The 25,364-nt window shown below is 44.2% G+C and carries 26 protein-coding genes and 1 pseudogene; 9 read left to right on the forward strand and 18 right to left on the reverse strand.

Features of this window, described 5'->3' with window-relative positions:
* Positions 1-93: 93 nt before the first annotated feature.
* Positions 94-537, reverse strand: a complete 444-nt coding sequence (locus tag ABDZ72_RS08630) for a hypothetical protein (protein ID WP_343752407.1) — start codon at positions 535-537, stop codon at positions 94-96.
* 200 nt (positions 538-737) lie between these two features.
* On the opposite strand from ABDZ72_RS08630, the gene ABDZ72_RS08635 reads away from it, so the two are divergent.
* From ABDZ72_RS08635 to ABDZ72_RS08665, 7 genes are all read left to right on the forward strand, one after another.
* Complete coding sequence (locus tag ABDZ72_RS08635) at positions 738-944, forward strand: DUF1657 domain-containing protein (RefSeq protein ID WP_343752408.1); 207 nt, start codon at positions 738-740, stop codon at positions 942-944.
* A 50-nt stretch (positions 945-994) separates the two neighbouring features.
* A complete protein-coding gene (locus ABDZ72_RS08640) occupies positions 995-1,459 on the forward strand; it encodes a YhcN/YlaJ family sporulation lipoprotein (RefSeq protein WP_343752409.1) in 465 nt (154 codons plus the stop codon).
* A 17-nt stretch (positions 1,460-1,476) separates the two neighbouring features.
* A complete protein-coding gene (gene spoVAC, locus ABDZ72_RS08645; protein ID WP_343752410.1) occupies positions 1,477-1,956 on the forward strand; it encodes a stage V sporulation protein AC in 480 nt (159 codons plus the stop codon).
* Positions 1,956-2,969: a stage V sporulation protein AD gene (gene spoVAD / locus ABDZ72_RS08650; RefSeq protein WP_343752411.1), complete on the forward strand. Its 1,014-nt coding sequence runs from the start codon at positions 1,956-1,958 to the stop codon at positions 2,967-2,969. The genes spoVAC and spoVAD overlap by 1 nt, the downstream gene beginning before the upstream one ends.
* Positions 2,966-3,316 (forward strand): stage V sporulation protein AE, encoded by a 351-nt coding sequence (spoVAE, locus tag ABDZ72_RS08655; protein WP_343752412.1) that lies wholly within the window; start codon positions 2,966-2,968, stop codon positions 3,314-3,316. The genes spoVAD and spoVAE overlap by 4 nt, the downstream gene beginning before the upstream one ends.
* An 11-nt stretch (positions 3,317-3,327) precedes the next feature.
* Complete coding sequence (locus tag ABDZ72_RS08660; RefSeq protein WP_343752413.1) at positions 3,328-3,531, forward strand: DUF1657 domain-containing protein; 204 nt, start codon at positions 3,328-3,330, stop codon at positions 3,529-3,531.
* Between the two features lie 61 nt (positions 3,532-3,592).
* Positions 3,593-4,453: a DUF421 domain-containing protein gene (locus ABDZ72_RS08665; protein WP_343752415.1), complete on the forward strand. Its 861-nt coding sequence runs from the start codon at positions 3,593-3,595 to the stop codon at positions 4,451-4,453.
* Between the two features lie 36 nt (positions 4,454-4,489).
* On the opposite strand, the gene ABDZ72_RS08670 is transcribed toward ABDZ72_RS08665, so the two are convergent.
* From ABDZ72_RS08670 to ABDZ72_RS08725, 12 genes and pseudogenes are all read right to left on the reverse strand, one after another.
* Positions 4,490-5,473 (reverse strand): zinc-binding dehydrogenase, encoded by a 984-nt coding sequence (locus ABDZ72_RS08670; RefSeq protein ID WP_343752416.1) that lies wholly within the window; start codon positions 5,471-5,473, stop codon positions 4,490-4,492.
* Positions 5,474-5,589: 116 nt separating this feature from the next.
* Positions 5,590-5,965, reverse strand: a pseudogene (locus tag ABDZ72_RS08675) (ArsA family ATPase); the annotation flags it as partial.
* A gap of 403 nt (positions 5,966-6,368) precedes the next feature.
* Positions 6,369-6,836, reverse strand: a complete 468-nt coding sequence (locus tag ABDZ72_RS08680; protein ID WP_343752417.1) for a helical membrane plugin domain-containing protein — start codon at positions 6,834-6,836, stop codon at positions 6,369-6,371.
* Complete coding sequence (gene fdhF, locus ABDZ72_RS08685) at positions 6,829-9,780, reverse strand: formate dehydrogenase subunit alpha (protein WP_343752418.1); 2,952 nt, start codon at positions 9,778-9,780, stop codon at positions 6,829-6,831. Before fdhF ends, ABDZ72_RS08680 begins: the two co-directional genes overlap by 8 nt.
* Positions 9,781-9,943: 163 nt before the next feature.
* Entirely contained in the window at positions 9,944-11,215 is a 1,272-nt protein-coding gene (locus tag ABDZ72_RS08690; RefSeq protein WP_343752419.1) for an L-lactate MFS transporter, read from the reverse strand.
* A gap of 187 nt (positions 11,216-11,402) precedes the next feature.
* Complete coding sequence (locus tag ABDZ72_RS08695; protein ID WP_343752420.1) at positions 11,403-12,824, reverse strand: hypothetical protein; 1,422 nt, start codon at positions 12,822-12,824, stop codon at positions 11,403-11,405.
* Positions 12,825-12,929: 105 nt separating this feature from the next.
* Positions 12,930-13,061 carry a hypothetical protein gene (locus ABDZ72_RS08700; RefSeq protein WP_343752421.1) on the reverse strand — a complete coding sequence of 44 codons (132 nt, stop codon included), beginning with the start codon at positions 13,059-13,061 and terminating at the stop codon, positions 12,930-12,932.
* 126 nt (positions 13,062-13,187) lie between these two features.
* Positions 13,188-14,465, reverse strand: coding sequence for an isocitrate lyase (gene aceA, locus ABDZ72_RS08705; RefSeq protein WP_343752422.1), 1,278 nt, complete (start codon positions 14,463-14,465; stop codon positions 13,188-13,190).
* 483 nt (positions 14,466-14,948) lie between these two features.
* Entirely contained in the window at positions 14,949-16,052 is a 1,104-nt protein-coding gene (locus ABDZ72_RS08710; RefSeq protein WP_343752423.1) for a tetratricopeptide repeat protein, read from the reverse strand.
* 84 nt (positions 16,053-16,136) lie between these two features.
* Complete coding sequence (locus tag ABDZ72_RS08715) at positions 16,137-16,961, reverse strand: VanW family protein (RefSeq protein WP_343752424.1); 825 nt, start codon at positions 16,959-16,961, stop codon at positions 16,137-16,139.
* A 78-nt stretch (positions 16,962-17,039) separates the two neighbouring features.
* Entirely contained in the window at positions 17,040-17,291 is a 252-nt protein-coding gene (locus ABDZ72_RS08720) for a hypothetical protein (protein WP_343752425.1), read from the reverse strand.
* A gap of 276 nt (positions 17,292-17,567) precedes the next feature.
* Entirely contained in the window at positions 17,568-18,776 is a 1,209-nt protein-coding gene (locus ABDZ72_RS08725; protein WP_343752426.1) for an NAD(P)/FAD-dependent oxidoreductase, read from the reverse strand.
* 165 nt (positions 18,777-18,941) lie between these two features.
* Between ABDZ72_RS08725 and ABDZ72_RS08730 the strand changes: the two genes are divergently transcribed.
* Positions 18,942-19,592, forward strand: a complete 651-nt coding sequence (locus tag ABDZ72_RS08730; RefSeq protein ID WP_343752427.1) for a DNA-3-methyladenine glycosylase family protein — start codon at positions 18,942-18,944, stop codon at positions 19,590-19,592.
* 56 nt (positions 19,593-19,648) lie between these two features.
* Here ABDZ72_RS08730 and ABDZ72_RS08735 read toward each other — a convergent pair whose 3' ends face one another.
* Genes ABDZ72_RS08735 through ABDZ72_RS08745 form a run of 3 tightly spaced genes read right to left on the reverse strand, consistent with a single transcriptional unit; the run spans position 19,649 to position 23,272 of the window.
* Entirely contained in the window at positions 19,649-20,719 is a 1,071-nt protein-coding gene (locus ABDZ72_RS08735) for a Ger(x)C family spore germination protein (protein WP_343752428.1), read from the reverse strand.
* Positions 20,709-21,797 carry a GerAB/ArcD/ProY family transporter gene (locus ABDZ72_RS08740; RefSeq protein ID WP_343752429.1) on the reverse strand — a complete coding sequence of 363 codons (1,089 nt, stop codon included), beginning with the start codon at positions 21,795-21,797 and terminating at the stop codon, positions 20,709-20,711. The genes ABDZ72_RS08735 and ABDZ72_RS08740 overlap by 11 nt, the downstream gene beginning before the upstream one ends.
* Complete coding sequence (locus ABDZ72_RS08745) at positions 21,797-23,272, reverse strand: spore germination protein (RefSeq protein WP_343752430.1); 1,476 nt, start codon at positions 23,270-23,272, stop codon at positions 21,797-21,799. Before ABDZ72_RS08745 ends, ABDZ72_RS08740 begins: the two co-directional genes overlap by 1 nt.
* A gap of 245 nt (positions 23,273-23,517) precedes the next feature.
* Between ABDZ72_RS08745 and ABDZ72_RS08750 the strand changes: the two genes are divergently transcribed.
* On the forward strand, positions 23,518-23,790 hold the full coding sequence (locus ABDZ72_RS08750) for a hypothetical protein (RefSeq protein ID WP_343752431.1): 273 nt from the start codon (positions 23,518-23,520) through the stop codon (positions 23,788-23,790).
* Between the two features lie 111 nt (positions 23,791-23,901).
* On the opposite strand, the gene ABDZ72_RS08755 is transcribed toward ABDZ72_RS08750, so the two are convergent.
* Both ABDZ72_RS08755 and fdhD read right to left on the reverse strand, forming a co-directional pair.
* Positions 23,902-24,135, reverse strand: coding sequence for a stage VI sporulation protein F (locus ABDZ72_RS08755; RefSeq protein ID WP_343752433.1), 234 nt, complete (start codon positions 24,133-24,135; stop codon positions 23,902-23,904).
* Positions 24,136-24,330: 195 nt separating this feature from the next.
* Positions 24,331-25,131 (reverse strand): formate dehydrogenase accessory sulfurtransferase FdhD, encoded by an 801-nt coding sequence (gene fdhD / locus ABDZ72_RS08760; protein WP_343752432.1) that lies wholly within the window; start codon positions 25,129-25,131, stop codon positions 24,331-24,333.
* Positions 25,132-25,364 lie beyond the last annotated feature (233 nt).

Raw genomic sequence — 25,364 nt, forward strand, 5'->3', positions numbered from 1 at the left:
ATGATAGAGTGCCTTCTCTTTTTTGACTAGAAAATTGCCTCAGGTGGCCCCGAGAATTATTTTACACATATCAATGGCAACCATTCGTTCTGCCTACTTAAATAAAAGGTTATCCTTATGATTAATCGTTATCGTCTCTCCGCCTGCTGTGAACGTCGATTGACTGTATAATGCGTGTTCTCCTTCGGTAGGTGCTTTAAATATTTTTGGTCCCTGCGGATGGTAACTGCCACCTTTGTGGACCGTTTTCGAAATAGTGCTGCCTGTATAGTCGTGATTCCGATTTTGGAATGAAACAGAAATGAGTGGTGTCTGATGTTTCAATGTAATAGGCTTGTCCCCCATATATTGAATCGACCGAAGTACTTGGAAACCATTCTCCACATCCTCCACTCGGATATGGAGGATAAAATTACCTTTATGTATTTCTTTTGTTTTGTCGCTGACGAGCTCAGCATCCACCTGCCCATAAACCAAATACAGCGATAAAAAAAGCAAACCACTAACAATAACCAAGATACTTCCTACTTTTTTCACATGTAATCCTCCTGTCTTCTTATTAGACGAATGGCACTGCTCAAACGTTTCCAATCATTCATAAAAAAAGGGAAAAAAATAGAAAGCATAATTCCAATCATTCTTTAAAAAATAAATGATGAAGCACTTGGGAAAAAGAACTTATTTTCTTTATTCCCGTTTGCTGTGACCTAAAAACCCGTTCTTGAAGGAGGATACCAATGACCGTCGCAACCCAAGTGAAACAAACAGTCGCTGGTTTAAAAAGCGCACAGGCAAGCTTTGAACAATTTGCCCTGGAAACCGAAAACAAACAGGCTAAAAAGTTGTATGAAAGTGCTGCACAACAGACACAAACCATACTTCAGTCGGTAGAGCCGCGCGTACAGCAAATCGAGCAGGAAGAACCACAATATAAAGGATTTTAAACCGTGAGGCTGGCCATCACAGCCAGCCTCATGCCATTTGGAGGAAGGCCATGAAATTATGTCAAATCGCGCTGATACTCGGAATGATTATTTTCTTGATAGGGTGTGGAGCACCGAACGACAATGATACATCACAGTCGAAACCGGACAATACGCATTTTCAAAAAATAACGACCACCGGTACTATGAGCCAATCCATTGCCAACCAAGCAAAAGAAAAATTGAAAAAACGGGAATCTATAACAGCGATTTATGCGATTAATACCGATAAAAAACTTCTTATCGCATTTGAGATCAAACATCACAAACGTTTTCAGCTGGATTCCATTCGAAAAAATGTGCGCAAACAAATGAACAAACGATTTCCCGACTACAAAGTGAACGTGTCCATAGACAAACGAATCGTACTTGACCTCAAACAACTCGAAAAAACGATAGCCAAAGACAAATTGTCCAAAAAAGAACTGAAGAAAAAAGCAAAACAGGAAATCAAGTTAATGAAAGATAAAACATAAAGCGAGCGTGATCGACCATGGCAAATAAAAAGAAGAAAAATTTACCACCGGCTGCACAACGGTATCAGGAATTTCAAAACAAAAGGGAAACGAAACGCCCTTTGTTAAAAAATTGCGTAAAAGCATTCTTCGTAGGCGGTTTTATTTGTTTCATCGGTCAAGTTATATCCACCATATACATCTATTTCTTTAATTTCACGGAACAGACAGCAGGCAATCCAACCGTGGCGACTCTCATTTTTATAACGATGCTTTTGACTGGATTTGGGGTTTATGATCGTATTGGCCAATTCGCCGGGGCTGGATCGACAATTCCTGTCACTGGTTTTGGAAATTCTGTCATATCAGCAGCCATTGAACATCGATCAGAAGGCTTCATTATTGGTGTTGGTGGCAATATGTTCAAACTGGCCGGACCAGTTATTGTGTACGGTGTTTTTTCAGCCTTTGTCATCGTTCTAATCAAAACAATTTTTAAACAGTGGGGTGGCTTGTAATGTTGCAAGGACGTACATGGATCTTTGACAATCAGCCTGTCATTATCTCGACCGGTACGGTTGGCGGCCCATTCGAGGCTGAAAGTCGAATACCGGAAGCATTTGATATATTGCACGACGATATTTGGATGAATCAATCATCATTTGAAAAAGCACAACAAATAATGATGGAAGAAGCAAGCCAAATGGCTATTAAGAACAGCCTGATTCAAAAGGAAGACGTTCAATTTTTTATAAGTGGCGACTTAATCAACCAGATTACACCAAGCAATTTCGCTGCCAAAACCATGGATATTCCTTATTTGGGATTATTCAGCGCATGTGCCACCTCCATGGAAAGCCTGGCACTTGCTGCATTTTTCCTTAATAGCAATGGGGCGGATTATATTTTAAGTGGAACCGCCAGCCATAATGCAGCCGCCGAAAAACAATTCAGGTATCCAACGGAGTATGGCGGACAAAAACCGCCTACCGCTCAATGGACCGTGACCGGTGCTGGATGTGCACTCGTCGCCAAAAATGGTATTGGGCCAAAAGTAACGTCGGCAACGATGGGTAAAATCGTTGATATGGGAGTGACCGACCCATTCAATATGGGTGGGGCAATGGCTCCTGCTGCTGTTGATACGATTGAAGCCCATTTACGTGATTTGAATGTGGATGCATCGCACTATGATTTAATTATTACAGGCGACCTTGGTCAAGTTGGGCAGGAGGCTTCTCTGGATATGTTACAAAAGAAAAATATTGGGATTACGGAAGCCATGTATGAAGATTGTGGACTGACGATTTATCGGAAGGATCAACCTGTTTTCTCCGGCGCAAGTGGAACAGCCAGTTCAGCCGTTGGTGTTTACGGGCATTATTTGCAGTTGCTCAAAGAAAAACAACTCACCCGCATTCTTGTTGTGGCAACAGGCTCATTACATTCACCATTGAGCGTACAACAAAAAGATACCATTCCTTGTATTGCCCACGCCGTAGCCATCGAAGCAGGATGTGATGGATCATGATTTTTTTCTGGGCGTTCGTTGTTGGTGGCCTTTTTTGTGTCATCGGACAAATTCTATTCGACGTGTTTAAATTGAATCCAGGCGTGGCACTGACCATCTTCGTCGTTTCCGGCGCTGTACTGGAAGGAATTGGTTTATACAGACCACTTATTAATTTCGCAGGCGCCGGTGCGACGGTGCCAATCACTAATTTCGGCAATCAACTCGTCGAAGGTGCCATGCAGGAAGCTGAACAGCATGGATTGATCGGTGTTGTAACAGGCATTTTTGAGGTCACGAGTGCCGGAATTTCGGCAGCTATTATTTTTGGTCTCATCGGTGCCTTTCTTTTCAAACCAAAAGGATAGGAGTGTTCATTATGACAGTCGGTGCACAAGTAAAAGGATGTTTTGCGTCGCTTAAAAGTGTTGAAGCGACACTGGAAACCCTGGCAGCTAAAACACAGGATCAAGAAGCTGAACAGGCGTTTCAAGACGTCCGGAAAACGATTCAAACCATTCAAAAGGACTTGGAGAACCAAGTTATTTTCCTGACGAAGGAAGAGCCGCAGTATAAAAGCTGACTCTAAGCGAAGTGGCAGAGTGTTTTAACATCCCATACAAACAGGCAAAGGAGTGGATATTGTGCCAAACTGGGTTGAAATCATCATTCGTTCGGTAACCTTATTACTCGTTTTATTTGTTTTGAGCAAAGGTCTCGGCAAAAAAAGCTTGGCACAGATGACTGCGTTTGAATCGATGGTGATGATCGTTATTGGCGGAATCGTGGCCTTGAATACCGTCAATCCGGCCACTCCGATCGTATATGGCCTTACAGCGTTGGCTGTATGGTTCATGATTCCTTATATAGCCGTATTCATTGCAATGAAAAGTAAACGATTCCGCAATGTCACGCAAGGCAAAGGAACCGTACTCATTCAAAATGGTAAAATTATGGAGGATAATTTGAAAAAAGAACGGGTATCAACCGACGATCTCCTCAGCAAATTGCGCAACAATCAAATCTTTACTGCTGCCGATGTCGAATTTGCCGTCATTGAACCGAACGGAGACGTGAATGTGCTTCCGCAAAAACAGCATCAGCCGGTTACACCGAGCATATTGGGAATTAACGTATCACCTGTGAAAGAACCTCAAACCGTCATCATGGATGGAAAAGTGCTGCTGGAACCATTGGCGAATGCATCGTTGAATCCAAATTGGCTGGAGACAGAGCTGGAAAAGATGAACGTCAGCATAGAAAACGTTTTTCTTGGACAAGTTGACAGTGATGGCCAGTTGACGGTTGATTTATTCGATGATCAGCTCTCAGTGCCAAGTCCGACCGAAAAACCCCTCCTTTTGGCCACCATGAAAAAATGTCAAGCCGATTTGGAAATGTTTGCTCTAGAGACGGAAAACGAACAATCCAAAACCCTCTACCAAACAAACAGCGAACGACTTCAGCAGGCAATCAGTAAGCTCAAACCATATGTGAATGAATAAAGGAGACCCCCTCGGATTGAAGGGGTCTGTTTCATGCTACGAGCGAATATCGATGTAGATTTTTCCAAATTGTTTGGTTTCTTTTAAATACGAGAACGCGTCGGACGCTTCGTTAAGCGTAAATCCCTGATCAACCACCGGATGTATGTTGTGGTTTTCAATAAATTGGATCATATCGCGAAGTTCATCTCTGCTTCCCATCGTTGTGCCAATCAACTGATATTGTCCATAAAAAAATGCTCGGATATTCAATTCAACCGTATCTTCCGTTGTCGCACCGAATGTAACGAATCGCCCGCCTTTCTTTAATACCTCTAATGAGCGGTTAAATGTTGCCCTACCTACACTATCAATGACTAAATCAATCGTTTCGTCCGCGAGTTCTTCCGGCCAGCTGCTGTTGGTATCAATGGCGCGGTCGGCTCCAAGTTTTTCTGCTTGTTCCCGTTTTTCCTGACTGCGGGAGGTGACAATCACTCGTGTACCCGCCTTTTTGGCAAATTGAATTAGGAACGTTGCGACGCCACTTCCAGCCCCGGGAATAAAAACCGTCTCGCCCTTTTTAACATTCCCTTTTGTAAACAATGCCCTGTAACCGGTTAAGCCTGACAACGCAAGCACACCTGCCTCCTTCCATGACAAATGGTCCGGCTTTTTTTCCACTTGCTCTGCGGGCAGAACGATATACTCCGTAAACGTTCCATGATCAGGCATCCCCAAAATATCAAATGATGTCGGTGGTGCATCACTATTGTCATACCAGCCAAGTGCCGGATTTATAATAACCTCATCTCCCGGCGAAAATGCCGTGACACCTTCCCCGGCGGATTCGATAACACCTGCTCCGTCCGAACCGAGAATAAGCGCCTTAGCATCATCTCCCCGCCGGCCGGGAACAGCACAATCGCGCCGGTTCATTCCGGCTGTTTTTAACGCAACGGTGACCTGTCCGTGATCCGCAAACGGTTTGTTCATGTCTTTAAGATGTAATGCACCTTCTTCATGTACATATGCTCTCATTTTCTTACGTCCTCCTTATAAATAGTTACTTAATGTACTAATATCCTGTTTTTCGGTTATGTCGTGTGAAAAAAGTGGGATATAAATTTTTTCTTGTTCCGGAAATGTCTCGTTGTCTGGTTCTGCAGCATTCCCTCAATCCAGACTCCCATCAATTCAGGCAGTGACAGCAGACGGATCGTATGTCCTGTTGGTGCTGTGTCAAATATCAGCTTATCATAATGTTGCCTCTCTTCTAAAATAATTGATATTAATTTATCGAATAGCGCCGCTTCATCGGCACCGGGGGATGCTTTTGCTGTATCCAGCTGACGGTGTACCTCTTCCATCATACCGGAATGCACAACATTGCTGATATTGGATTTCACTTCTTTTATATAGGCGCCCGTCTCTTTCTGCGGATCGATTTCAATGACATCAAGGCTGGTGGCTATTTGGGTAACCACCGATCTGCCGATTAAAAATATCCCCCAAGTTATGGGCAGGATCTGACAGAAATTAAAAATCCCTCACTGGAATATATGCGGAAAACGTTTTCTAGTACAACTTTATTTTACAATATACCCAGATGTGAGATGAGAAAAAAAGAGGCTGGGACATTCTCACTGAAAAAAGCGAGCTGAAAAGATGTCAAAAAGTCCGAGAGAAAGGCTCTCATGGCCAAAAACGAGCTGAAAAGATGTCAAAAAGTCCGAGAAAGGGGCTCTCACGGCCAAAAAAGGGCTGGAAAGATGACAAAAAGTCCGTGAGAGGGGCTCTCATGGCCAAAAGCGGGCCGGAAAGATGACAAAAAGTCCGTGAGAAAGGCTCTCACGGCCATTATACGGTCATCCATCATTTACAGTCTCTGACGTTATTAAAACCCTGACAGCGTCAATCGCTGCCAGGGTTTTATTTAAGCTTTTCCCATGCCGCGCAAAAACTGCAACAGCATCGTGACGCTTCGATTTATCTCCGGATCTTTCAATGCTTTAAGCAAATCCATATAGGATGTCTTTTCCGATGTCTCGGAAGCAGCAGCCTCCTTGACCGCATGGTTCATCCGATCAGCTAAATACTGCATTTCATCCACATCCATTTTTCCTGCTATTTGAACCAATTTCACGATGTTTTCAACAGGCGCGGCATACTCAGACTTATTCAGTTCGCGTGTGATATTGGACAGTGCAGCTTCCCGATGCTTAACAAGAGCTGTCAGCGTATCGAGCATTTCACTCTGATTAAGAGCTTCCAGCAGATCAATGCCTTTGAGAATAGACGTCTTATGGTTACTGACGGCTGTTGCCACTTCCTCCAGGTTGTTCTGACGAATGGTTTCTTCAGGTATTTCCATCCGCTTTACATTTGATATTTTTTCAGCCATTCTGTTTCACCTGACTTCCCGGAAAAATATAGTCGTCACGCTCCCATTTTTCCTCAACCCGGACACTTACTTGCGGTTGCGGATTGCCGCGCCGGTAGTTGTTTGGCGGAAGCGGACTTTTTCCTTTTTTCTTGATGACTTCCATTTTCACCGCGACCTCTTTATACGCCGGTGTGTCCGTATCTTTATCGACATTATTGTCCGTTAAATAATTAATAGCTGTTCGTCCATTGTCATTTAGTGGCAAATACAGTTCATTGCCGCTGACGCGATCGGTAATATGCACCGCTCCAGTAACTTCTCCTGTTCTTGATATCAATTTTACTTCAGCGCCTTCATTGATGCCCCGTTCATTCGCCAGATCAGGCGATACTTCTATAAAAGCGGTGGGCATTTTACTAGTGATGCCAGGCGACTTATATGTCATATTCCCTTCATGGAAATGCTCTAGCACGCGACCGTTATTCACATGCAAATCATATTCATCATCTGTGTCATACCTCAACTCAAATGACAATGGATACAACTTCGCCTTATTATCAGCAAATGGGAATCCGTCTGTGAACAGAAGTGGCGTGTCTGTGCCATCCGGTGCCACCGGCCATTGCAGACTATTGTAGTTGGTTAATCTGTCGTAGCTGACACCGGCAAACAATGGTGCCAGGGACGCTGCCTCATCCATAATGTCTGACGGGCTGTCATAAAGCCAGTCATAACCCAGTTTTTCAGCAATATCCCTAATGATCCGCCAATCCGGGCGGGAGTCACCAACCGGATCAAGCGCCTGATACAACCGTTGGATGCGACGTTCTGTATTGGTAAACGTTCCTTCCTTTTCAAGACTTGGAACAGCCGGCAAAATAACATCAGCATATTTGGCCGTCTCCGTTAAAAACAAATCCTGTACGACAAAGAAGTCCAGTTTTTCAAATGCAGCTGTTACATAATTGATGTTGGCATCCACAATACCCGTGTCCTCACCGAGAACATAGAGACTTTGGAGCTCACCCTCATGGATGGCACCGATCATTTCGTGATTGTCCAGACCGGGCGTAGCAGGAATATCCACTCCCCACGCATTTTCATAGCGCTGGCGCACCTCATCGGATGCAACTTCTTCATAACCGGGGAAGAAATTCGGCATGCTTCCAAAATCGCTGCACCCTTGCACATTATTGTGTCCGCGCAATGGATAAGCACCGGTTCCTTCGCGCATGTAATTGCCGGTGACGAGCAGCAGATTGGAGATGGCTGTACTTGTATCGCTGCCAAGCTGGTGCTGTGTGACACCCATAGCCCAGCATATGGCTAATTTCCCGACACTTGCAACCTGTTCAGCAATCTCTGTCAAATTCGCCTGGGTAATGCCGGTCATCTCCTCCGCATACTCAAGCGTAAAAGGTTCTAACGATTGTTTGTAAGCATCAAAATCGTTTACCCATTGATCGATAAATGCGCGGTCTTCCCATCCTTGGTCTATAATATATTTGGTCACCGCCGACAGCCAGACAAGGTCCGTGCCACTCTTCGGCTGGAAAAACCGATCAGCGCGCTGACCCATTTCCTGTTTGCGCAAATCAAACACGTATAACGTCTGCCCAAACAATTTTTGCGAGCGTTTAATCCGTGAAGCGAGCACAGGATGAGATTCCGCCGTATTGGATCCAATTGTTATCACCATATCTGCCTTGGCAATGTCATCAATAGATCCGGAGTCACCGCCATGCCCAACGGTTCGAAATAACCCCTTCGTCGCCGGTGATTGACAATAGCGGGAGCAGTTATCAACATTGTTCGTGCCGATAACTTGCCGCGCCAATTTTTGCATGGAGTACGACTCTTCGTTGGTCGCTTTAGATGAGGAGATAAATCCTAGTGCATCCGCGCCTTTGTCAGCCTTAATCTCTTCAAAGCGCTTCGCTGTATAGTTCAATGCCTCATCCCATTCCACTTCAACAAACGACTCCCCGTTACGAATAAGCGGCTTGGTCAGACGTTCTTCCGAATTCACATAATCCCAGCCGAATTTTCCTTTGATACAAGTGGATATACCATTGGCCGGTGATTCCTGTTGCGGCTCCACCTTAAGCACTTTCCGATCTTTGGTCCATACATCAAACGTGCAGCCGACACCGCAGTATGTACAAACGGTTTTTGTCTTGTCAATACGCTCTTCACGCATTGATGCCTCTGTGTCGGAAACAGCAAATAAGGGGCCGTATCCAGGCTCCGCTGTCTTGGTTACATCAATCATGGATCGGAGCAAACCTGGTTCATGATCGGTCATATAGCCGGCCTCACCCACCATGGATGTTTCCATTAGGGCATTGCACGGGCAAGCGGTTACACATTGACCGCAGCCAACGCAGGATGATTCATCAATCGGTACATCATTATCCCAAACAACACGCGGACGCTCACGATTCCAATCAATTAAAAGTGTTTCGTTCACTTGAATATCCTGGCACACTTCAACACATCGTCCACATAAAATGCACTGATCCGGATCATACCGGTAAAACGGGCTGGAATTATCGATTTCATATGGTTTGGACTCAAACGGGCGTGACTGGTGTTCAAGTCCGAATTCCTGTACGGTATTATGAATTTCACATGATCCATTATTATAATCACAGACCGTGCAATACAGCTCATGATTTTCCAGTATTCGATCCAGCGCCTCTTTCTGTGCTGTATTCACATGCACTGGATCTGTCTTCACATTCATGCCTGCCTGTACGGTGGTTCCGCATGCGCGGACTATTTCCCCGTCCAATTCAACCATACACGTATCACATGTCTGGATAGGACCCAACGATTCGTTATAACAAATTTGCGGAACAAACGTTTCTGTTGTGTTGATCAGATCCAATAAGTTCTGACCCGGAGAAGCCAAATAGTCTTCCCCATCGATCGTTACGATAAGATGGTCGTGGTTTTCCACCTTCCACCCTCCCTTATTTGATAAAGTGCCATGTTTATCCGTGGGCATTTTTTGATTGCCCACGGATGGTTTATTTAATAAATAACTATTTTAGCAATATTATAACATAACGTGGCATAAAAACGAATCAGTTTTATGACTTTTGCGAAGATAGTCTATCAATTTAACGATTGGAAACGTCTTCGAAACCCGTATACAACGATCCTTCCTTCATCTTCCGCATGACTGCCCTGATCCAAATAGAGATCAATAACGAAACGACATGCATGATGCCAAATATAACGAGGACCAGCTGATAACTGTTGGTTGAATCATAGATCAACGACAAGAGCATCGGGCCAACAATACCGGCGACTGCCCAGGCGGTCAGCATGTAGCCATGGATGGCACCAAGCTGTTTTGTTCCGAACAAATCGCCAATATAAGCCGGAACCGATGAAAACCCGCCTCCATAACAGGACACGATGGCATATACGAGAATTTGAAACAAAACAATCGATGTGATAACCGGCAAGAAAAAGTACGCGATGGTTCCTATAATGAAAAACAATGTGTACACATTCGGCCGGCCAATATAGTCGGAAATCGTCGCCCAACCGATTCGCCCGACACCATTGAAAAGCCCCATTATCCCGACCATGGAAGCTCCTGTAACAGCTGACATGCCGGCAATTTCCTGTCCCATTGGTGATGCAACCGAGATGATCGCAATACCTGTCGTCACATTCAAAAACAGCATCGTCCACAGCATCCAAAATGGTTTTGTTTTAATGGCCTCTCTGGCCGTCATTTGCGAAAGATCTTCTTTTTGACGTTTCGGTTGAGAGGCTTGGTCATCTTGCATGCCTTTGGGCTTCCAACCTTCAGGAGGCGGTGCAAGGTACTGAGACGCAGCCATCATAACGATCAAATAGCTTGCTCCCAATATAAAAAATGCATTGGGAATACCAACCGAACTGACTAACGCTTCTCCCGCCGGACCACTGATCAGCGATGCGAAGCCAAACCCCATAATAGCAAGGCCTGTCGCCAAACCACGGTGATCCGGGAACCATTTGACGAGGGTTGATACAGGCGCAATATAGCCAATGCCCAGACCTATTCCACCAATAATACCGTAGAAGAGATACATCAATGTCAATGATTCAAGGGCTGTCGCCAAACCGGTTCCCATGACACCAATTCCGAAAAACACTGCAGCAAGCATTCCTGAAATGCGCGGCCCCTTTTTCTCAACAAATGTTCCCAGAAAAGCAGCAGAAAAGCCGAGAAGAAAGATAGCGATACTGAATGCAAAGGAAATCTGACTCGTGCTCCAACCATACGCATCAGCCATTGGATTGGTAAATACGCTCCATGCATATGCTGACCCAATACAAATATGAATGCCTACACCCGACAGAGCGATTAACCAACGATTTTTCACCTTTTCCAAGTTTGCTCCCTCCTGTCAAAATTAATTTAATTTTCTTATTATTTACGCCTTATGGTACTAGGATTATATTATTTATGCCAGTAAAAATGCGAATAATTTAAAAATTCATTATAAAAACCCGGCAAAAATGTTGTTCACACATCTTTGCCGGGTTTTTATTCATCATTTAAGGGTAGTGGATTACTGGTTAGAAAACAATCAACGCAACAACTGTGGACAGAAACAAACCGAACATAACCGGTAGAAAGTTTTTGCGGACGAGGTCCATGACCGACACACCACAAAAACCGGCAATAGCTATTAATGATGACCAGGCAACAATGGTTCCACCACCGGTCCAAATTGACCCCATTTGTCCAATAGCCGCCAAAGTACCCGCATCAATGGCCCCATTTTGCAGCGATGAGGCCAGTGCGCCGGTCAATGGCAAGCCGGAAAACCCGGATCCATCAAGACCTGAGACGATGCCAATAATCAATATGCTGAATGCAGCCGGAAAAGCATGTTGTGGAAGAAATGCCTGCGAAGATTTGACAAGATCAAACAACAATCCTGGTGCGTTGTCATCGATCCCGAGTATACTGCCGGAAAAGTCAGAACTGCCAAGGAAAAAGAACCCTGCAATCGGGATTACCGGTCCCATTGCTTTAAACGCGAACACAAACCCCTCTGTTATATGGTTGGTAATATAGTCGAGCGCGTGCTGACGGCCGAAAGCGACCGTTGACAAAAGTAGGAGTATAACGGCAACACCACCGACAAATGCTGCACCATCACCGCCTTCAAACCCGGTCGTGCGGCCGGAATTTACTTTTGCAACCATCATGTAAATAACCACGGCGAGCAGGGAAATCGGGACAAGGACGGCAAACAATTTGCTCCATACTGTCAGATGAACGGATTTCGATGTGTTTTCGGATTCCTTGGCAGTTTGCATTTGATTCATTTCAATTTCATTAAGTGGATCGTCTTTTGAGCGTATTGTCCTGCGGTAAAGAACATAAGCCATGCCAATCGCCGCTGCTCCTGCCACGAGTGACAGTATAAGTGCTTTCTCAGCGACAACTGTTGTATCAATGCCTGCTGACACTGCCGATAGATTGGGGGCTACTTGCACAATGTAATCAGACGACAGTGCCATGCCTTGCCCGGCTAATGCAACCGCGACACCTGCTGTTATAGCGGGAAGACCAGAGCGGATTGCTGCAGGAACAAGAAGAGCACAGATGAGCGGAACGGCCGGTGTCGGCCAAAAGAATAGGGAAATACAATAGGTAACAACGATTAACACGAAAAAGGAAACATGTCCATTAATCATCAGTTTCTGAATCGGTTGAATCATTCGCCGGTCGGCGCCAAGATCTTTTAACGAATGCAATAAGGCTATCATGAAGGTGATAATGAGGAATATATTAAAAAGTTCTTTCGCTGCAACAAGATTTGCGTTAAATATGGCTGTGAACCCGCTAATCATACTTCCTTTGTACACCCAGGCGATAATAAATGTTCCAAGCAACGTTGGCAGCACAACACCTCTACGGAAAATCATTGTCAAAATGATAATCAGCGTAAAAATCCCATATAACGCATGGGCGGCAGTCAGTTCCAAAACGACCACTTCCTTTCTCAACTGTGTACATAGCCTATGCACAAGTAAAGGAAGCGGTGCAGACTGGAACATGGCGACCATCATACACCTTTGAAAGACAACAATCTATGAACCATATTCGTCACCCGCACATTCATGGCAGAGCAATTGTCCATCCTCTTGAACGCCATCGAAAAACCCGTTCTCGCAATAAACATTCTCACCACAAATGTGACACGGACCAATTAATTCACGCATGAGACATCCCCTCCTGTATCAATGGTTTATTTCCAGTATATATCGCCATGTTCTCCTATGTAAAAAAAGATGGCAGCCCAATAAGCCAACACACAAGGCGGCGTTTGGGTCTGCCTGTTTTCTCAATTATGAATTAAACTGTTCTGATTCTGTTGATCCTGCCAATGCGCCCGTTGACGATGTGTTATTGGAGATAACCTGGGCCACATCATCAAAATATCCCGTTCCGACTTCACGTTGATGACGTGTTGCTGTATAACCGTGCTTTTCACTGGCAAATTCGTTCTGTTGCAGTTCGGAATAAGCGGCCATACCATCCTCTTTATACTTTCTTGCCAAGTCGAACATGCTGTGATTTAAGGCATGGAAACCGGCCAATGTAACAAATTGGAATTTGTATCCCATCTCAGCCAATTTATCCTGAAATTCTTTAATTTCTTTTTCTGAAAGTTTTCCTCTCCAATTAAAGGAAGGGGAACAGTTGTAAGCCAGCATTTTATCCGGATATTGTTCATGAATGGCATCCGCAAACCGTTTAGCGTCTTCCAGATTCGGCTCCGATGTTTCACACCAGACCATATCCGCATAAGGAGCATAAGCTAAGCCTCGTGCAATCGCCTGATCCAATCCGGCTTTTGTTTTAAAGAATCCTTCTGACGTCCGTTCACCGGTAATAAACTCTGCATCGTCCGGATCGATATCACTCGTAATCATGTCAGCCGCATCAGCGTCCGTTCGTGCAATAATAACGGTTGGCGTTCCCATGACATCAGCTGCGAGTCTGGCAGAGATAAGATTGCGTACGGCCGTCTGTGTCGGCAAAAGAACTTTTCCGCCCAAATGACCGCATTTCTTTTCGGAGGCCAGCTGATCTTCAAAATGAACAGCCGATGCACCGGCTTCAATCATGGATTTCATTAATTCAAATACGTTCAATTGACCGCCAAATCCTGCTTCAGCATCAGCAACAATGGGAGCAAACCAATCCGTTGAGTCATCCCCCTCTGAATAATGAATTTGATCGGCCCGTTGCAGCGCTTGGTTAATCCGTTTAACAACTGTGGGGACACTGTTGACCGGGTATAGACTTTGATCCGGGTACATTTGTCCTGCTTCATTGGCATCTGCGGCAACCTGCCAGCCACTTAAGTAAATGGCCTGCAAACCTGCCTTAACCTGCTGTACCGCCTGATTTCCCGTCAGAGCACCCAATGCATTAATATAATTCGGACCATTGAGCCGATCCCACAACTTTTCCGCACCTTTTTGAGCCAGTGTGTATTCCATATCCAAAGAGCCTCGTAGTCGATCCACATCCTCAGCAGAATACGGCCGTTCCACACTTACCCAGCGCATATTATTCTCCCAGTCTTTTTGAATCTTTTCCACACGTTGATTAGACATATCAGTGTCCCCCTTTGATTTATTCATAGACCGTTACGTTAAATTTCCCGACCATTCATGGTCATTCACACGATTCATATTTCGTAAGCTTGAACCGATGACACTCTATTCTTCTTTTTTGGACAAGCAGTACTCGCATTCAAGAATCATGCTTCGTTCATCAATGGTTCCACCACATTCAGGGCACATTGGCTTAATCATATATGAGCCTCCTTCCTTATATATAACAGTTAATTCATTTATCGTGTTGTTATAGTACAGTTTATGGGATGTGTTTAAAAAATGCAACCCCTTTTTTTAAAAATTTTTAATTGATTTCCCTGAAAGGAACGTTATGTATGTTCATCCTTGTTACAGCAGTCTTTTGACAAAATAAAAAAAGCCTCGATTTAATCGAGACTTTTTATTTCGTCTTTCTACCAGCATAGTGACAGTTATGTATTAAAAACTACATCTATGATCCATCATGGTCGTAAGCATGTATTACGCATTAGTCAGTTTTACAAATCGGTCTTCGTATTGCTGTTTTTTCTTTTCTTGACCAGTTCGATCGAAAAAAGCAATTACATCGCCCAGTGCATTTTCCAACAGTTCACGATCATTCGTTTTCTCCAAACGGGCCACAGCTTTTTCATATGTGTTTCCGGCCTGAGAGATATCGTTTTCTTCCATATATTCCAGGCAGTAGGCATATTGCATGTCAATCATCCCTAATTTTCTGTGCGGCGTTTGCGACAGTTTCTCATAAATGGCAACGGCTTCGCGATAATATGGGACTGCCTGCTGCAATGCCGATTTATAAAAATGATAATAAGCCATTTCTGTCAACGCTTCGGCATGAGTGGCGGTCTGTTCCTGTTCCGATCCTTGCAGAAGGTTGAGTGCGTTTTCCAGATAGGGGTACGCTTTTTCATTGTCATTATTGCTTCCATATGTTTTGGCAATCGTCACCAAGCTGTTTATTTTCAATCCGACGTTTGTTTCCCCGGCGTTATTCAGGACATAGCTGTGATACGCCAATGATTGTTCCGGTTCATTCTGCATGGAATACATCATGCCGATTTTAAAATGCAGATATAGTATCATATACTGATCCGTCGAATCGTCCGTTTGAAAATAACTCAGTCCTTTTTTAAAATATTTAATGGCCCGAACAAATTTTTCCAGATTTTCTTCTGTTTCAGCCAGCACCAAATAACCACGTGCCAATGTAAGACGATCGGTCGTGTCGTCGTTTTCCATTTGATTAACGGCTGTGCTTAAAATCCGGCGGGCCAATTTAAAATCACACATGTACGCCAACTCACCCAATAGCATATTATCGATGTTAGATGTATTGAACAGCTCCGATATAATGGATGTGGCTGCTTTTACCTCGCCTATTTCCGAATGCGCTATGGCTTCCACCATGCGCAATTTCTCGCGCATCTCATTATCCAGGTCCGTCTCTGCACGCAGGTCGGATGATTTGGACAGCACATTCGGATAATGACCGCGTTTAAACTCGTCCAACAGTTCCTTAAGGCGGTCGTGGTAATTAGACACCAAATCTTGTTTAAAATAGTCGTCCAAGTTCAAAATATCCATGCGAGGCACCTCCCTTTCCTTAAATGTTAACCAAAAATCATTGCAAAAAAAGTAGAAAGAAGACGGGAATTGCCCTTTTTCCATTTATCGTGACTCTGATGACAAAATTTCAATCGCCATATTTCCATTTTTCGCTGAGGCACGGATCAGAACCGGTCTGCTCGTTGTATTTTTAAAGACAAAATCAGGTCCATGCCAGCTCACCGTTGCATCACGCCCCGGGGGCACATAGGGAACACTGCGGCTGTGCGAATACCGTTCAACAATGCTGATGCCATTGATATCAACAGCATTGTACAGTGTCGAGGAAACTTGGCAAATCCCGCCGCCGATATCTTCAGCCAATTCGCCTTTAACAATAACCGGCGCGCGTTTATACCCTTTTTCTTTCGTCCGTTTGCCGACTGTTTCGTTAAATGAAAACGATTCATTCGGAAAGATAACCTGATTATCAATGGCCTTTGTTGCCAATTCAATATTGCGCGTCCGTTTTTTATTCGTTTGACGGAAGGTTGTTCGATAATGGCCGACGGTTTGCTCTGTAATATCAGCTAGCAGCTCACTGTCAACACGCGGATAAACGTTACGTGTAGGCAGCGTCAATTCGGCTGGTTCGCCATAGTAAAAATAGTCACGGAACATCGTTCGAAACGTTGTCTTATCCAGTGCCAAACCAGGCTTTTCGCTTATGATGTCACCGTTGTCATCCAATTTGGCGCTCACCGGTGCCTGATACACTTTCTTATTTAAAACATCCATTTGAAAATCCAGCTTGACATCATCCATGAACAGTCTATCCACGCCGGTAAGTTCAAAATCTTCTTTCACTAATTTGTCTACCATTTGTCCATCATGCATAATCGATAACGGCGTTGATGCCAATAAAACAGACAGGAAAACGGTCAACATATCACCACCTCCTGTCTGTTAGCATCCATCATTGCTTTAAAAATATGCCAGTGGATGGATAGATTCTGCAATCAATGGTCAGTTAATGTAGAACGCAAAAACGAGCAATGAACCGACAATGGCAATGCTATATATGGCAATCTGCAGCGGTATATTTGATTTAAGTGATGATGATTCATACTCACGGGAGCGACGCAGCTGATCATCCGCTGTATCCCCCTCTTCTTCCAATCGTTTCATTTTGTTCTCTTCCTGTTTAAAAGCGTAAAGAGTCCCACCCAATGCCGCTATAAAAAGAATCGTCAACAAAATAAGCAGTTTAATGGTCATGGAAATTCCCTCCCTATCATTCATCCTACATGATTAATACGATTCAAACAGTGATAATCATCACATTTTTAATAAAATATGAAAAAACCATCCTGATGGTTATTTACACAGGATGGTTCATAGGTTTGTTTCTTTTACTTCCGTTGTTCAGCCTTAACGAAAGTCCCGTGTGTTCTCAAGACTGCGTGTTGCCACGGTATATCCGGTCATAGCCGCAATGGCTAACAAGAACACATACAGTACAGAATTTTTCATAAAAAAGCCCTCCTCGATTAATTAAAGCATGCGCAATTTACCTTTTTTCAGGATGAGTCTCGGTCCGCCAAGCATAAACAGATAACGGTTATCAATGACTTTTTTCATGGAAACAGCCGGTTTGCCGTACAATTTCGTGTCATTGAATATGGTTCCCATGGCATCTGATTGACCGAGGGACGCCACTGTTCCTTTGTCATCAAATACAAATTTATCCAATGGCTCATTATGCAACAGCGCCCGCAGATTGTTGGAACACGTATCTGCATGCTGCATGGCTGCTTGTGCTGTCGGTGGAAATGGTTTGCCTTTCTCTTCATCCATAACCCACGCACAGTCACCAAGAATGAAAATGTTTTCTTCACCCGGTGCACGCATATCTCCATTAACGGTTACTTTGCCTTTCGTAATATCAAATCCGGCTTTGGACAGGAGTGAATTTCCGGTGACACCGCCGGTCCAAACAATGGTGCCCGCTTTGACCTCTTCATTGTCATCACCGATCACAAAGCTATTTTTCTTGCATTCGTTAATTTTGGCACCTTCCATAAATTCAACGCCGCGGTCTTCCAACGATCGTCGTGTATAGTCAATAAGCTCGTTATTAAAGCCCGGCAATATGCTCGGCGCGGCTTCGACATTAATAATGCGCGCCTTATTGCGGGGGACATCATATTTTTTACACAGTTCCGGCACTTTTTCGGCCAATTCACCGACAAATTCAATGCCTGTAAACCCGCCACCGCCGACGAGTATGTTCAGATCCTCGTCTTTTGGTTGATCGGATGAGCTGTATTTGGCAAATTTATAATCCAAATGCTCGCGGATCATGCGGCTTGATTCAATGTCAGTAATGGAAAATGCATTTTTCTCCATCCCTTTAATGCCAAATGTATTCGTCTCGAAGCCCAATGAAATAACCAAATAATCATATGTAATTTCACTGTTTTTTAAAACGACACGGTGATCATCTTTTTTCACATCAATCACGTCATCATAAATCAGATTGACACGATTGGGATTGATAACATCACTGATCATCATGCGGGCTTGATTTGGGTTGACCGTACCAGCTGCCACTTGATGAAGCCACGTTGTTTGATAATGGTAATTATGCTTATTGACAAGCACCAATTCTGCTTCTTCCGGGCGTAGTTTTTGCATTAACCGTTTTGTTGTCATCATACCGGCATATCCTGCGCCAAGGACAACTATTTTTGGTTTAGACATACAATATCCACCTCTCTTATAATAATAAACAGCACATACATGCAGATTGTAAAAAATGCATTGAATTGATAGCATCATAATTATACCAAAGAATGATAGTTTAGGCTAACAAATTTCCGTGATCATCCTTTCATTTCCCAAATATAATAAAGACGAGGTGGATTTATGGAACCATTAACCATTAAGCAAGATGATCAAGCCGTTATGGAACTGGGACAGGCTGATCCAACCATGGGCAAACTGATCCATACAATCGGAGATATACAAGCAACTATGCGCCCTGAGTTATTTAAATCGCTCGTACGCGCCATCATCGGCCAGCAGATTTCCGTACAAGCAGCGAGTGCTATTTTTAAACGTCTGGATGCCCTTCTGGATGAGCACATTACGGCCGAAACCATTTCATCAGCATCGGATGAATCGTTACGAGCCATCGGTCTGTCAGGCAGAAAAGTTGTTTACTTGCGTGATCTGGCTGAAAAAATTCTCAGCAGCGACCTAAGACTGGACCAATTGCATGAACGTGATAACGACGACGCCATAAAGCAGTTGACAGGCATCAAAGGAATTGGAAAATGGACGGCGGAAATGTTCCTTATTTTTTCGCTTCGCCGAATGAACGTGCTCGCCATCGATGATATAGGCATTCAACGTGGTGCTAAATGGTTGTACGGGGTGGATAAATCGGAACGTCGGAACATTTTGGTGGAAAAGGAGACAGTCTGGCGTCCGCATCTGACCATCGCTTCGTTTTATTTATGGGAAGTTGTCCACCTTGATTTCGAGAAAACATTTGCGTCCATCGATGATATGTGACTGGGGTGACAGTTATAATCCGGTGCTGCTGGTTAGCCCCTCCATCGCCGCTTGTCTCAGTTTCTGACACCGTATTCCGTAAGCACCATATCCGTTTTAACCGTGATGGGAATATCGGGATAGACGTCTTTAAATTTTTTTTGCTGAACATCCCGGATTTGTTCCTTGGCCCGTTCGCCGATGCCGAGCGGATCGACTCCCAGCTCCTGAAAACGGTCAATGAGCCGTTTGGCATTTTTCCGAAAATCCTTTTGCACCTTTTTTTCTATTTCCGTGAGGTATCTTGATGCTCTATCCTTGGAAAATTCCCTGATGACGCCGTCCATTTGCACATTGATCGTTACTTCTATTTGTCCGTTTTTTTGGACAACGTTTATATGTCTCGATGAATCCATATTTTGAATGGACGCTTTAAAATCGGAAGCAGCAATATTGTATTGGCCATCCTCAACACTTTCATACAGCTTCTTAAACACCGAAGCTTTCTCAATCGGTATCGTAGCCACCAGTTTATCCTCATCGAAAAAGGCCAGAGCTTTCACACGCGGATGGCCCTTCTTAAGCCCAAAAACCGGAAGAAATGGATCCTGCCCTTTGCTTATCAATCCGGAACTGAACGTTTTCAAGTTCGACATCGGCAGCGGCCCGTGCTTCACGTTATGCCGCATTAAATCCTCCATATACTTGCCGACTCCTTTAGAAAATTTAACGGTGTTCAGAAAATCTTCTGAAGAATCTTCAACAACAGCCAGGTACAACGCATTGCCGATCGATGGATCACGCAACAGGTAACGCACATAATTAGACAGTCCTTTTTTTGCCAGGTCTTTATTGTACATCGACATCATCATTTTAGCGTCAAGAAGCTGTTCCGATGCCTGTTCGTTCAGCTTAAGCTTGTTTTTATAAATGCTGTTAGCTGTCCCGGTATACCGCAAGTCCTTCTGCTGGCTCTCTGCCGGAAAAAAGGGGGTGACAACAGTCGTTGTTACTTTCCCATTTTCTGCAAGGTCATGACCAGCGACCGTAACCATCTGAATTTGGTCAATAATTTTTTTAGGCATATTAAAATTGACTCCCATACTGATCATAACGAATAACAGGAAAACAGCATAATTACGGCCCATTTTTCTGCCCCTTTCTGCGAATCCAATTCAGAACAAATAAGAACGGCACATAGCCAAACAAAAAACCGAGCCCGATGTTCCCCAGCACATTATTCAGAACACCAATAGTCATTCTGTCTGTCAAAACGATATTCGCCACAAACAAAATAACAAGCAGCAGGATGGCCATGCGCTTATGCCCTGCGTTAAACGTTCTGTCCAATGTGCGTGCCGACGCCCAAACCAGCAGCACAAGGTTCGGCAGAATGGCAAAAAACAGGGTGGCTATGCCTAAATATTCAAAGCGTGCAAAGAACGGAAGCTCAATGATCTTCCATAAGCCGAGTGTTGGCCAGATAACTTCCCGCAGTTCCGTCTGATTGTAGTAAAGATAGGTCACGAGACTGACCATTAAATAGATAAGCAAGGAATACCCATTTCCGAGGTGGGCATACGTTTGCGATTTCACCGCATCCCGGATGTACGGGTAAAACACAAGCAAAGCGGAAAATCCTATAAACTCCAGAACAGCCAATGATGACGATTGCATAAGCTCAGTCACCGAGTGATCCATGACCGGCATGATGTTTGTTAATGTTGCATATTTCAAGGGGTAAAATAATGTCAGCAGCAGGAGAGACGGATAAACAACCCCAAGAAAACAGACCCCAACAACCGTCCGGAATTCCGAAGATATCGTATAATAAACAAGGGGCAGAATCAGCAGCAGCAATGCCCATATCTTGATATGCGGAAACATCCATACTTGAATGACTTCCACATACGTGCGCAATACCACGGCAGTCATCAGCATTAAGTATGCCGTGAACAGCAAGGTAAAAATGGCCCCCAGCCACTTGCCATAAGTGAACCGGTGAATAGCGACAATATCACCTATATCATGGTGAGACAACAAACGATACATGATCCAGATGATCACACTGATGGCGATCCCCGCAATGATGACAGCTATCCAGGCGTCATGGCCGGCGTATTGACCGATAACCCTCTGAAATCCAAGCACCCCAACGCCAACCTGTGATGAGGTAATCAAAAAAAACACGAAAAACGCTGAAACTTTATCTTTTAGCTTGATCATTAGGAATCCCTCGTCTGGTCGTTTTCTTTTGCTGGGGGACGCATGACTTTACTGGGTCTGACTTCATACGGCCGTGTGTTTTGCTTTTCAAACGGCAGCCGGATTAAGGCATCTTTGAAATCCTTGATGCGGAATGGAAAAATGGGTTCCATAAACGGCCGGCCGAGCGATGTCAGCCGCAGCAAGTGCACCATAATATAAGCAATAAAAATCGCCAGTCCGAGCAAACCATACACGTGGGCAACGATTAACAGCGGAAAACGGATCAAGCGAATGGTGTTGCTCATTTTATACACGGGTGTCGTAAATGACCCCAATGCGGCAATTCCGACAACAATCAAGAGGACATTGCTCGTCAGTCCCGCCTCGACCGATGCCGTACCAATAACAATACCACCCACAATACCAATGGTCTGGCCAACCTTTGTCGGCAGTCTTGCCCCCGCTTCACGCAGCAGCTCAATAGCCATTTCCAGCAAAAGGGCCTCCAAAATGGGAGGGAATGGCACTTGTGCCCGGGAGCTGATTAACGTACTCAGCATTGTATTTGGTATAATTTCAAAATGGTGCGTCAGAACGGCCACATAAATTGGTGTGACCAAAATGGAAAAAAATACGGCAATAAGACGAATCAGCCGAAATGCAGAAGCTGTCAGCCAATTATAAAAATAGTCATCAAAAGCCGAAAAAAATTCAATCAGCGTTGTCGGCCCCAACAGCACATGCGGGGAGCCGTCTACAAAAATAGCAACTTTTCCTTCCACCAGGATCGAAGCAATCCGGTCAGGCCGTTCGGTATCAAGCAACTGTGGAAATGGCGAATTTTTATTGTCGGTAATGGTTTGCTGAACGAACGAACTGTCAACAACCTGATCCATGTTCATATCTTTAATTCGCTGAGTGACGGTTTGGACGTTATCATCATCTGCTATCCCTTTAATGGACACGACGGCAACGGCTGTTTTTGTGACGGTTCCCACTTGAAGTTTTTGAATGTTTAATTCCGAAATGGCCAAGCGTTTGCGAATGAGATTTAAATTCGTATCGATATCTTCCACAAACGCTTCCTTAGGTCCGACGACACTGAATTCCACTTCAGGTGTACTCACTTCCCGTTTGTTATCCAGTGGAACGGGAACCAGCAGATAGGCCGGGTCTGACCCTTCCATATGTATAAACAAAAACCCGTTTACAAGCTTTTCTTCTATCGTATCCGGGTTGTTCTGCAGTTCTGTTTTCGTTATGGGAATATGATCTTTCAGCTCCGTCAGATTGTTATAAAGATAATCCTGTACCCGGGTCAGGATATACTTCTCCAGCTTTTTTGGATCAACGGACGTCTTGAAATAGCCGACATGCACCATGCTATTGTGATGCTTGACCTGGTGATGAATGAATCCGTCTTTCTTCTTTAAGGCCGACAGCCATTTTTCAAAATCCCGCTTCATCTTTTTTTGCTCTGTGTTCTTGTTCATTCAGATAACCTCTCAGGCGGAAGATATAGTCATGATTTTTAGTATGAAAGAAATGTCGTTTGCTTATACAGGAAAGGAAGACAGACTTTATGTGAATGGCGTCTTCACAATAATTCCGCATGTATCGTTTTAAAATGCTAGAAAAAAATTTTAAAAAGCATACATATTTTCACAGACATCGGTAACAACTAGGTAAGGAGCATGAAAGGCTCTTAAACTAAATATCCAATTGGAGGTTATTTATTATGGCTCAACAGAACCAACAGCAACAGCTGCAACAAGCTGTTCAACAAGCTCAGCAGGCTGAACAGGCGGTACAGCAAGCTCAAGCGAGTGCGGATCCGCAACAGCTGCAACAAGCCCAGCAACAAGTTCAGCAGGCTCAGCAGGAATTGCAAAACGCACAGTCACAAGCTGGTGCCAATGCTCAGCAGGATCCACAGGTCCAGCAGGCGCAACAGCAGCTTCAGCAGGCTCAGCAACAAGCGCAGCAAGCACAACAAAATAACAATCAATAAACGCCTGTATTATAAAAAAGGAGCCACACACGGCTCCTTTTTTTATGTGATGTTGCTCGTTCCACGCCGCCATCATGAAAAAAGTCACCCGTTTGGATGACTTTTTAAGATCTACATCATTTTTTTAATGGTCGATGGATCGACATGGCCTTTTTTCTTCATCAGTGTATCAACAATTTTATCTTCTGTTTGCTTGGAAACCGGTTTATTGGCGATTTTCGATACTTGTTTGACAAGCTGGCGAATACTCTGTTCATCTGAGAAATCCATACCATTCACCGATTGAGCGAGCTTCTGAATATCTTTGCTATTGACACCTGTTTTGTTTTCCACTTTTTTCAACATATCATCCACTCGGTTCACCTCCCTTACTTCCCTTTTCAGCATTATCCTATGCAAGTCGACCAACAAGGGACAAGGCGGGTGTCGGATGATAAAGAAATATATATTTCTACAAAACAGCCTGCTGCAAAGTCAGCGAAGAAAAAAACACCGGCCATTCCTGAGTTTTGAATGACCGGTGTTACCATTATTCACGAACTAATCCATCGCTGCTTCCATGATTCGGTGCGGATGGGTATAGACATTCATTTTGGATCCTCTGGCAAATCCGATGACCGTTATTTGCAAATCGTTAGCCAGCCGCAGCGCGAGATCGGTCGGTGCCGATTTGGACAGAATAATCCCGGATCCGATTTTGGCTGTCTTCAACACCACCTCAGACGATAGCCGACCGCTGAATACGATCAGCTTATTTTTGACAGCTATCCGGTTTTCCAACAAATGGCCGTATATTTTATCAAGGGCATTATGCCGCCCGATATCCGTCCTGACAGCAAGAAGATGATCCGGTTCTGCCAGTGCGGCATTGTGAACACATCCCGTGCGCATAAATTGTTCGGATTGCTGCTGCATTTCTTCCATCAGTGCATAACATTGTTCCACCGATACTGACAGCCTGCTGTAAACAGTTTTAGCCGTTTTGGCATCGGTTTTAAAATAAAACTGCCGACTTTTCCCGCAGCATGACCCAATTAAGCGTTTGGAATGATCATTACGGATGTCGTCCAGTTTTTTATCAACAGTCATATAGGCAAACCCTTTGTAGTCGTCAATGGACATACTGGTTATCTCCGTATAGGAACGAATGATACCTTCCGATGCGAGGAATCCTATCAGCAAATCGTTTAAATCAGTGGGCGAGCACACGATGGTGGCAAATTCATCCCCGTTCAAAACAACCGTAAGCGGCCATTCGCTGGTAACCTCATCATTTTTGACAGAAGATTCCGTGCCTTGAAACTGGATTATCTCCCACGCACGTTCTTCAGTTTTGTCCATGTCATCACCTTCTGATTGTATTCCGTTTGTCTCTGCGTTGAATAGGCAGGTGCATGCAAAAATATACACAGCACGAACGTTCCATGCATTGTTTATTCATTTAATTCTGTCTTTTCAATTTATCATGAATATGCGTCCAGTTCAATGATTCTCCTGCGATGGTATGTGTCAATCTTTTCTCGATGTGGTTGTCACACCAATATATCTGGCACTTTATCTTTGTACACTTTTTC

Origin of the sequence: Lentibacillus halophilus (genome assembly GCF_039522485.1) — a bacterium.
Taxonomy (GTDB): domain Bacteria; phylum Bacillota; class Bacilli; order Bacillales; family Amphibacillaceae; genus Lentibacillus; species Lentibacillus halophilus.

Excerpts from the sequence above, each read along its gene's own strand:
- ABDZ72_RS08635 (WP_343752408.1), top strand. The coding sequence starts at position 738 with ATGACCGTCGCAACCCAAGTGAAACAAACAGTCGCTGGTTTAAAAAGC.
- ABDZ72_RS08640 (WP_343752409.1), top strand. The coding sequence starts at position 995 with ATGAAATTATGTCAAATCGCGCTGATACTCGGAATGATTATTTTCTTG.
- spoVAC (WP_343752410.1), top strand. The coding sequence starts at position 1,477 with ATGGCAAATAAAAAGAAGAAAAATTTACCACCGGCTGCACAACGGTAT.
- spoVAD (WP_343752411.1), top strand. The coding sequence starts at position 1,956 with ATGTTGCAAGGACGTACATGGATCTTTGACAATCAGCCTGTCATTATC.
- spoVAE (WP_343752412.1), top strand. The coding sequence starts at position 2,966 with ATGATTTTTTTCTGGGCGTTCGTTGTTGGTGGCCTTTTTTGTGTCATC.
- ABDZ72_RS08660 (WP_343752413.1), top strand. The coding sequence starts at position 3,328 with ATGACAGTCGGTGCACAAGTAAAAGGATGTTTTGCGTCGCTTAAAAGT.
- ABDZ72_RS08670 (WP_343752416.1), bottom strand. The coding sequence starts at position 5,473 with ATGAGAGCATATGTACATGAAGAAGGTGCATTACATCTTAAAGACATG.
- ABDZ72_RS08680 (WP_343752417.1), bottom strand. The coding sequence starts at position 6,836 with ATGGCTGAAAAAATATCAAATGTAAAGCGGATGGAAATACCTGAAGAA.
- ABDZ72_RS08700 (WP_343752421.1), bottom strand. The coding sequence starts at position 13,061 with ATGCGTGAATTAATTGGTCCGTGTCACATTTGTGGTGAGAATGTTTAT.
- aceA (WP_343752422.1), bottom strand. The coding sequence starts at position 14,465 with ATGTCTAATCAACGTGTGGAAAAGATTCAAAAAGACTGGGAGAATAAT.
- ABDZ72_RS08710 (WP_343752423.1), bottom strand. The coding sequence starts at position 16,052 with ATGGATATTTTGAACTTGGACGACTATTTTAAACAAGATTTGGTGTCT.
- ABDZ72_RS08715 (WP_343752424.1), bottom strand. The coding sequence starts at position 16,961 with ATGTTGACCGTTTTCCTGTCTGTTTTATTGGCATCAACGCCGTTATCG.
- ABDZ72_RS08720 (WP_343752425.1), bottom strand. The coding sequence starts at position 17,291 with ATGACCATTAAACTGCTTATTTTGTTGACGATTCTTTTTATAGCGGCA.
- ABDZ72_RS08725 (WP_343752426.1), bottom strand. The coding sequence starts at position 18,776 with ATGTCTAAACCAAAAATAGTTGTCCTTGGCGCAGGATATGCCGGTATG.
- ABDZ72_RS08730 (WP_343752427.1), top strand. The coding sequence starts at position 18,942 with ATGGAACCATTAACCATTAAGCAAGATGATCAAGCCGTTATGGAACTG.
- ABDZ72_RS08735 (WP_343752428.1), bottom strand. The coding sequence starts at position 20,719 with ATGGGCCGTAATTATGCTGTTTTCCTGTTATTCGTTATGATCAGTATG.
- ABDZ72_RS08740 (WP_343752429.1), bottom strand. The coding sequence starts at position 21,797 with ATGATCAAGCTAAAAGATAAAGTTTCAGCGTTTTTCGTGTTTTTTTTG.
- ABDZ72_RS08745 (WP_343752430.1), bottom strand. The coding sequence starts at position 23,272 with ATGAACAAGAACACAGAGCAAAAAAAGATGAAGCGGGATTTTGAAAAA.
- ABDZ72_RS08750 (WP_343752431.1), top strand. The coding sequence starts at position 23,518 with ATGGCTCAACAGAACCAACAGCAACAGCTGCAACAAGCTGTTCAACAA.
- ABDZ72_RS08755 (WP_343752433.1), bottom strand. The coding sequence starts at position 24,135 with ATGTTGAAAAAAGTGGAAAACAAAACAGGTGTCAATAGCAAAGATATT.
- fdhD (WP_343752432.1), bottom strand. The coding sequence starts at position 25,131 with ATGGACAAAACTGAAGAACGTGCGTGGGAGATAATCCAGTTTCAAGGC.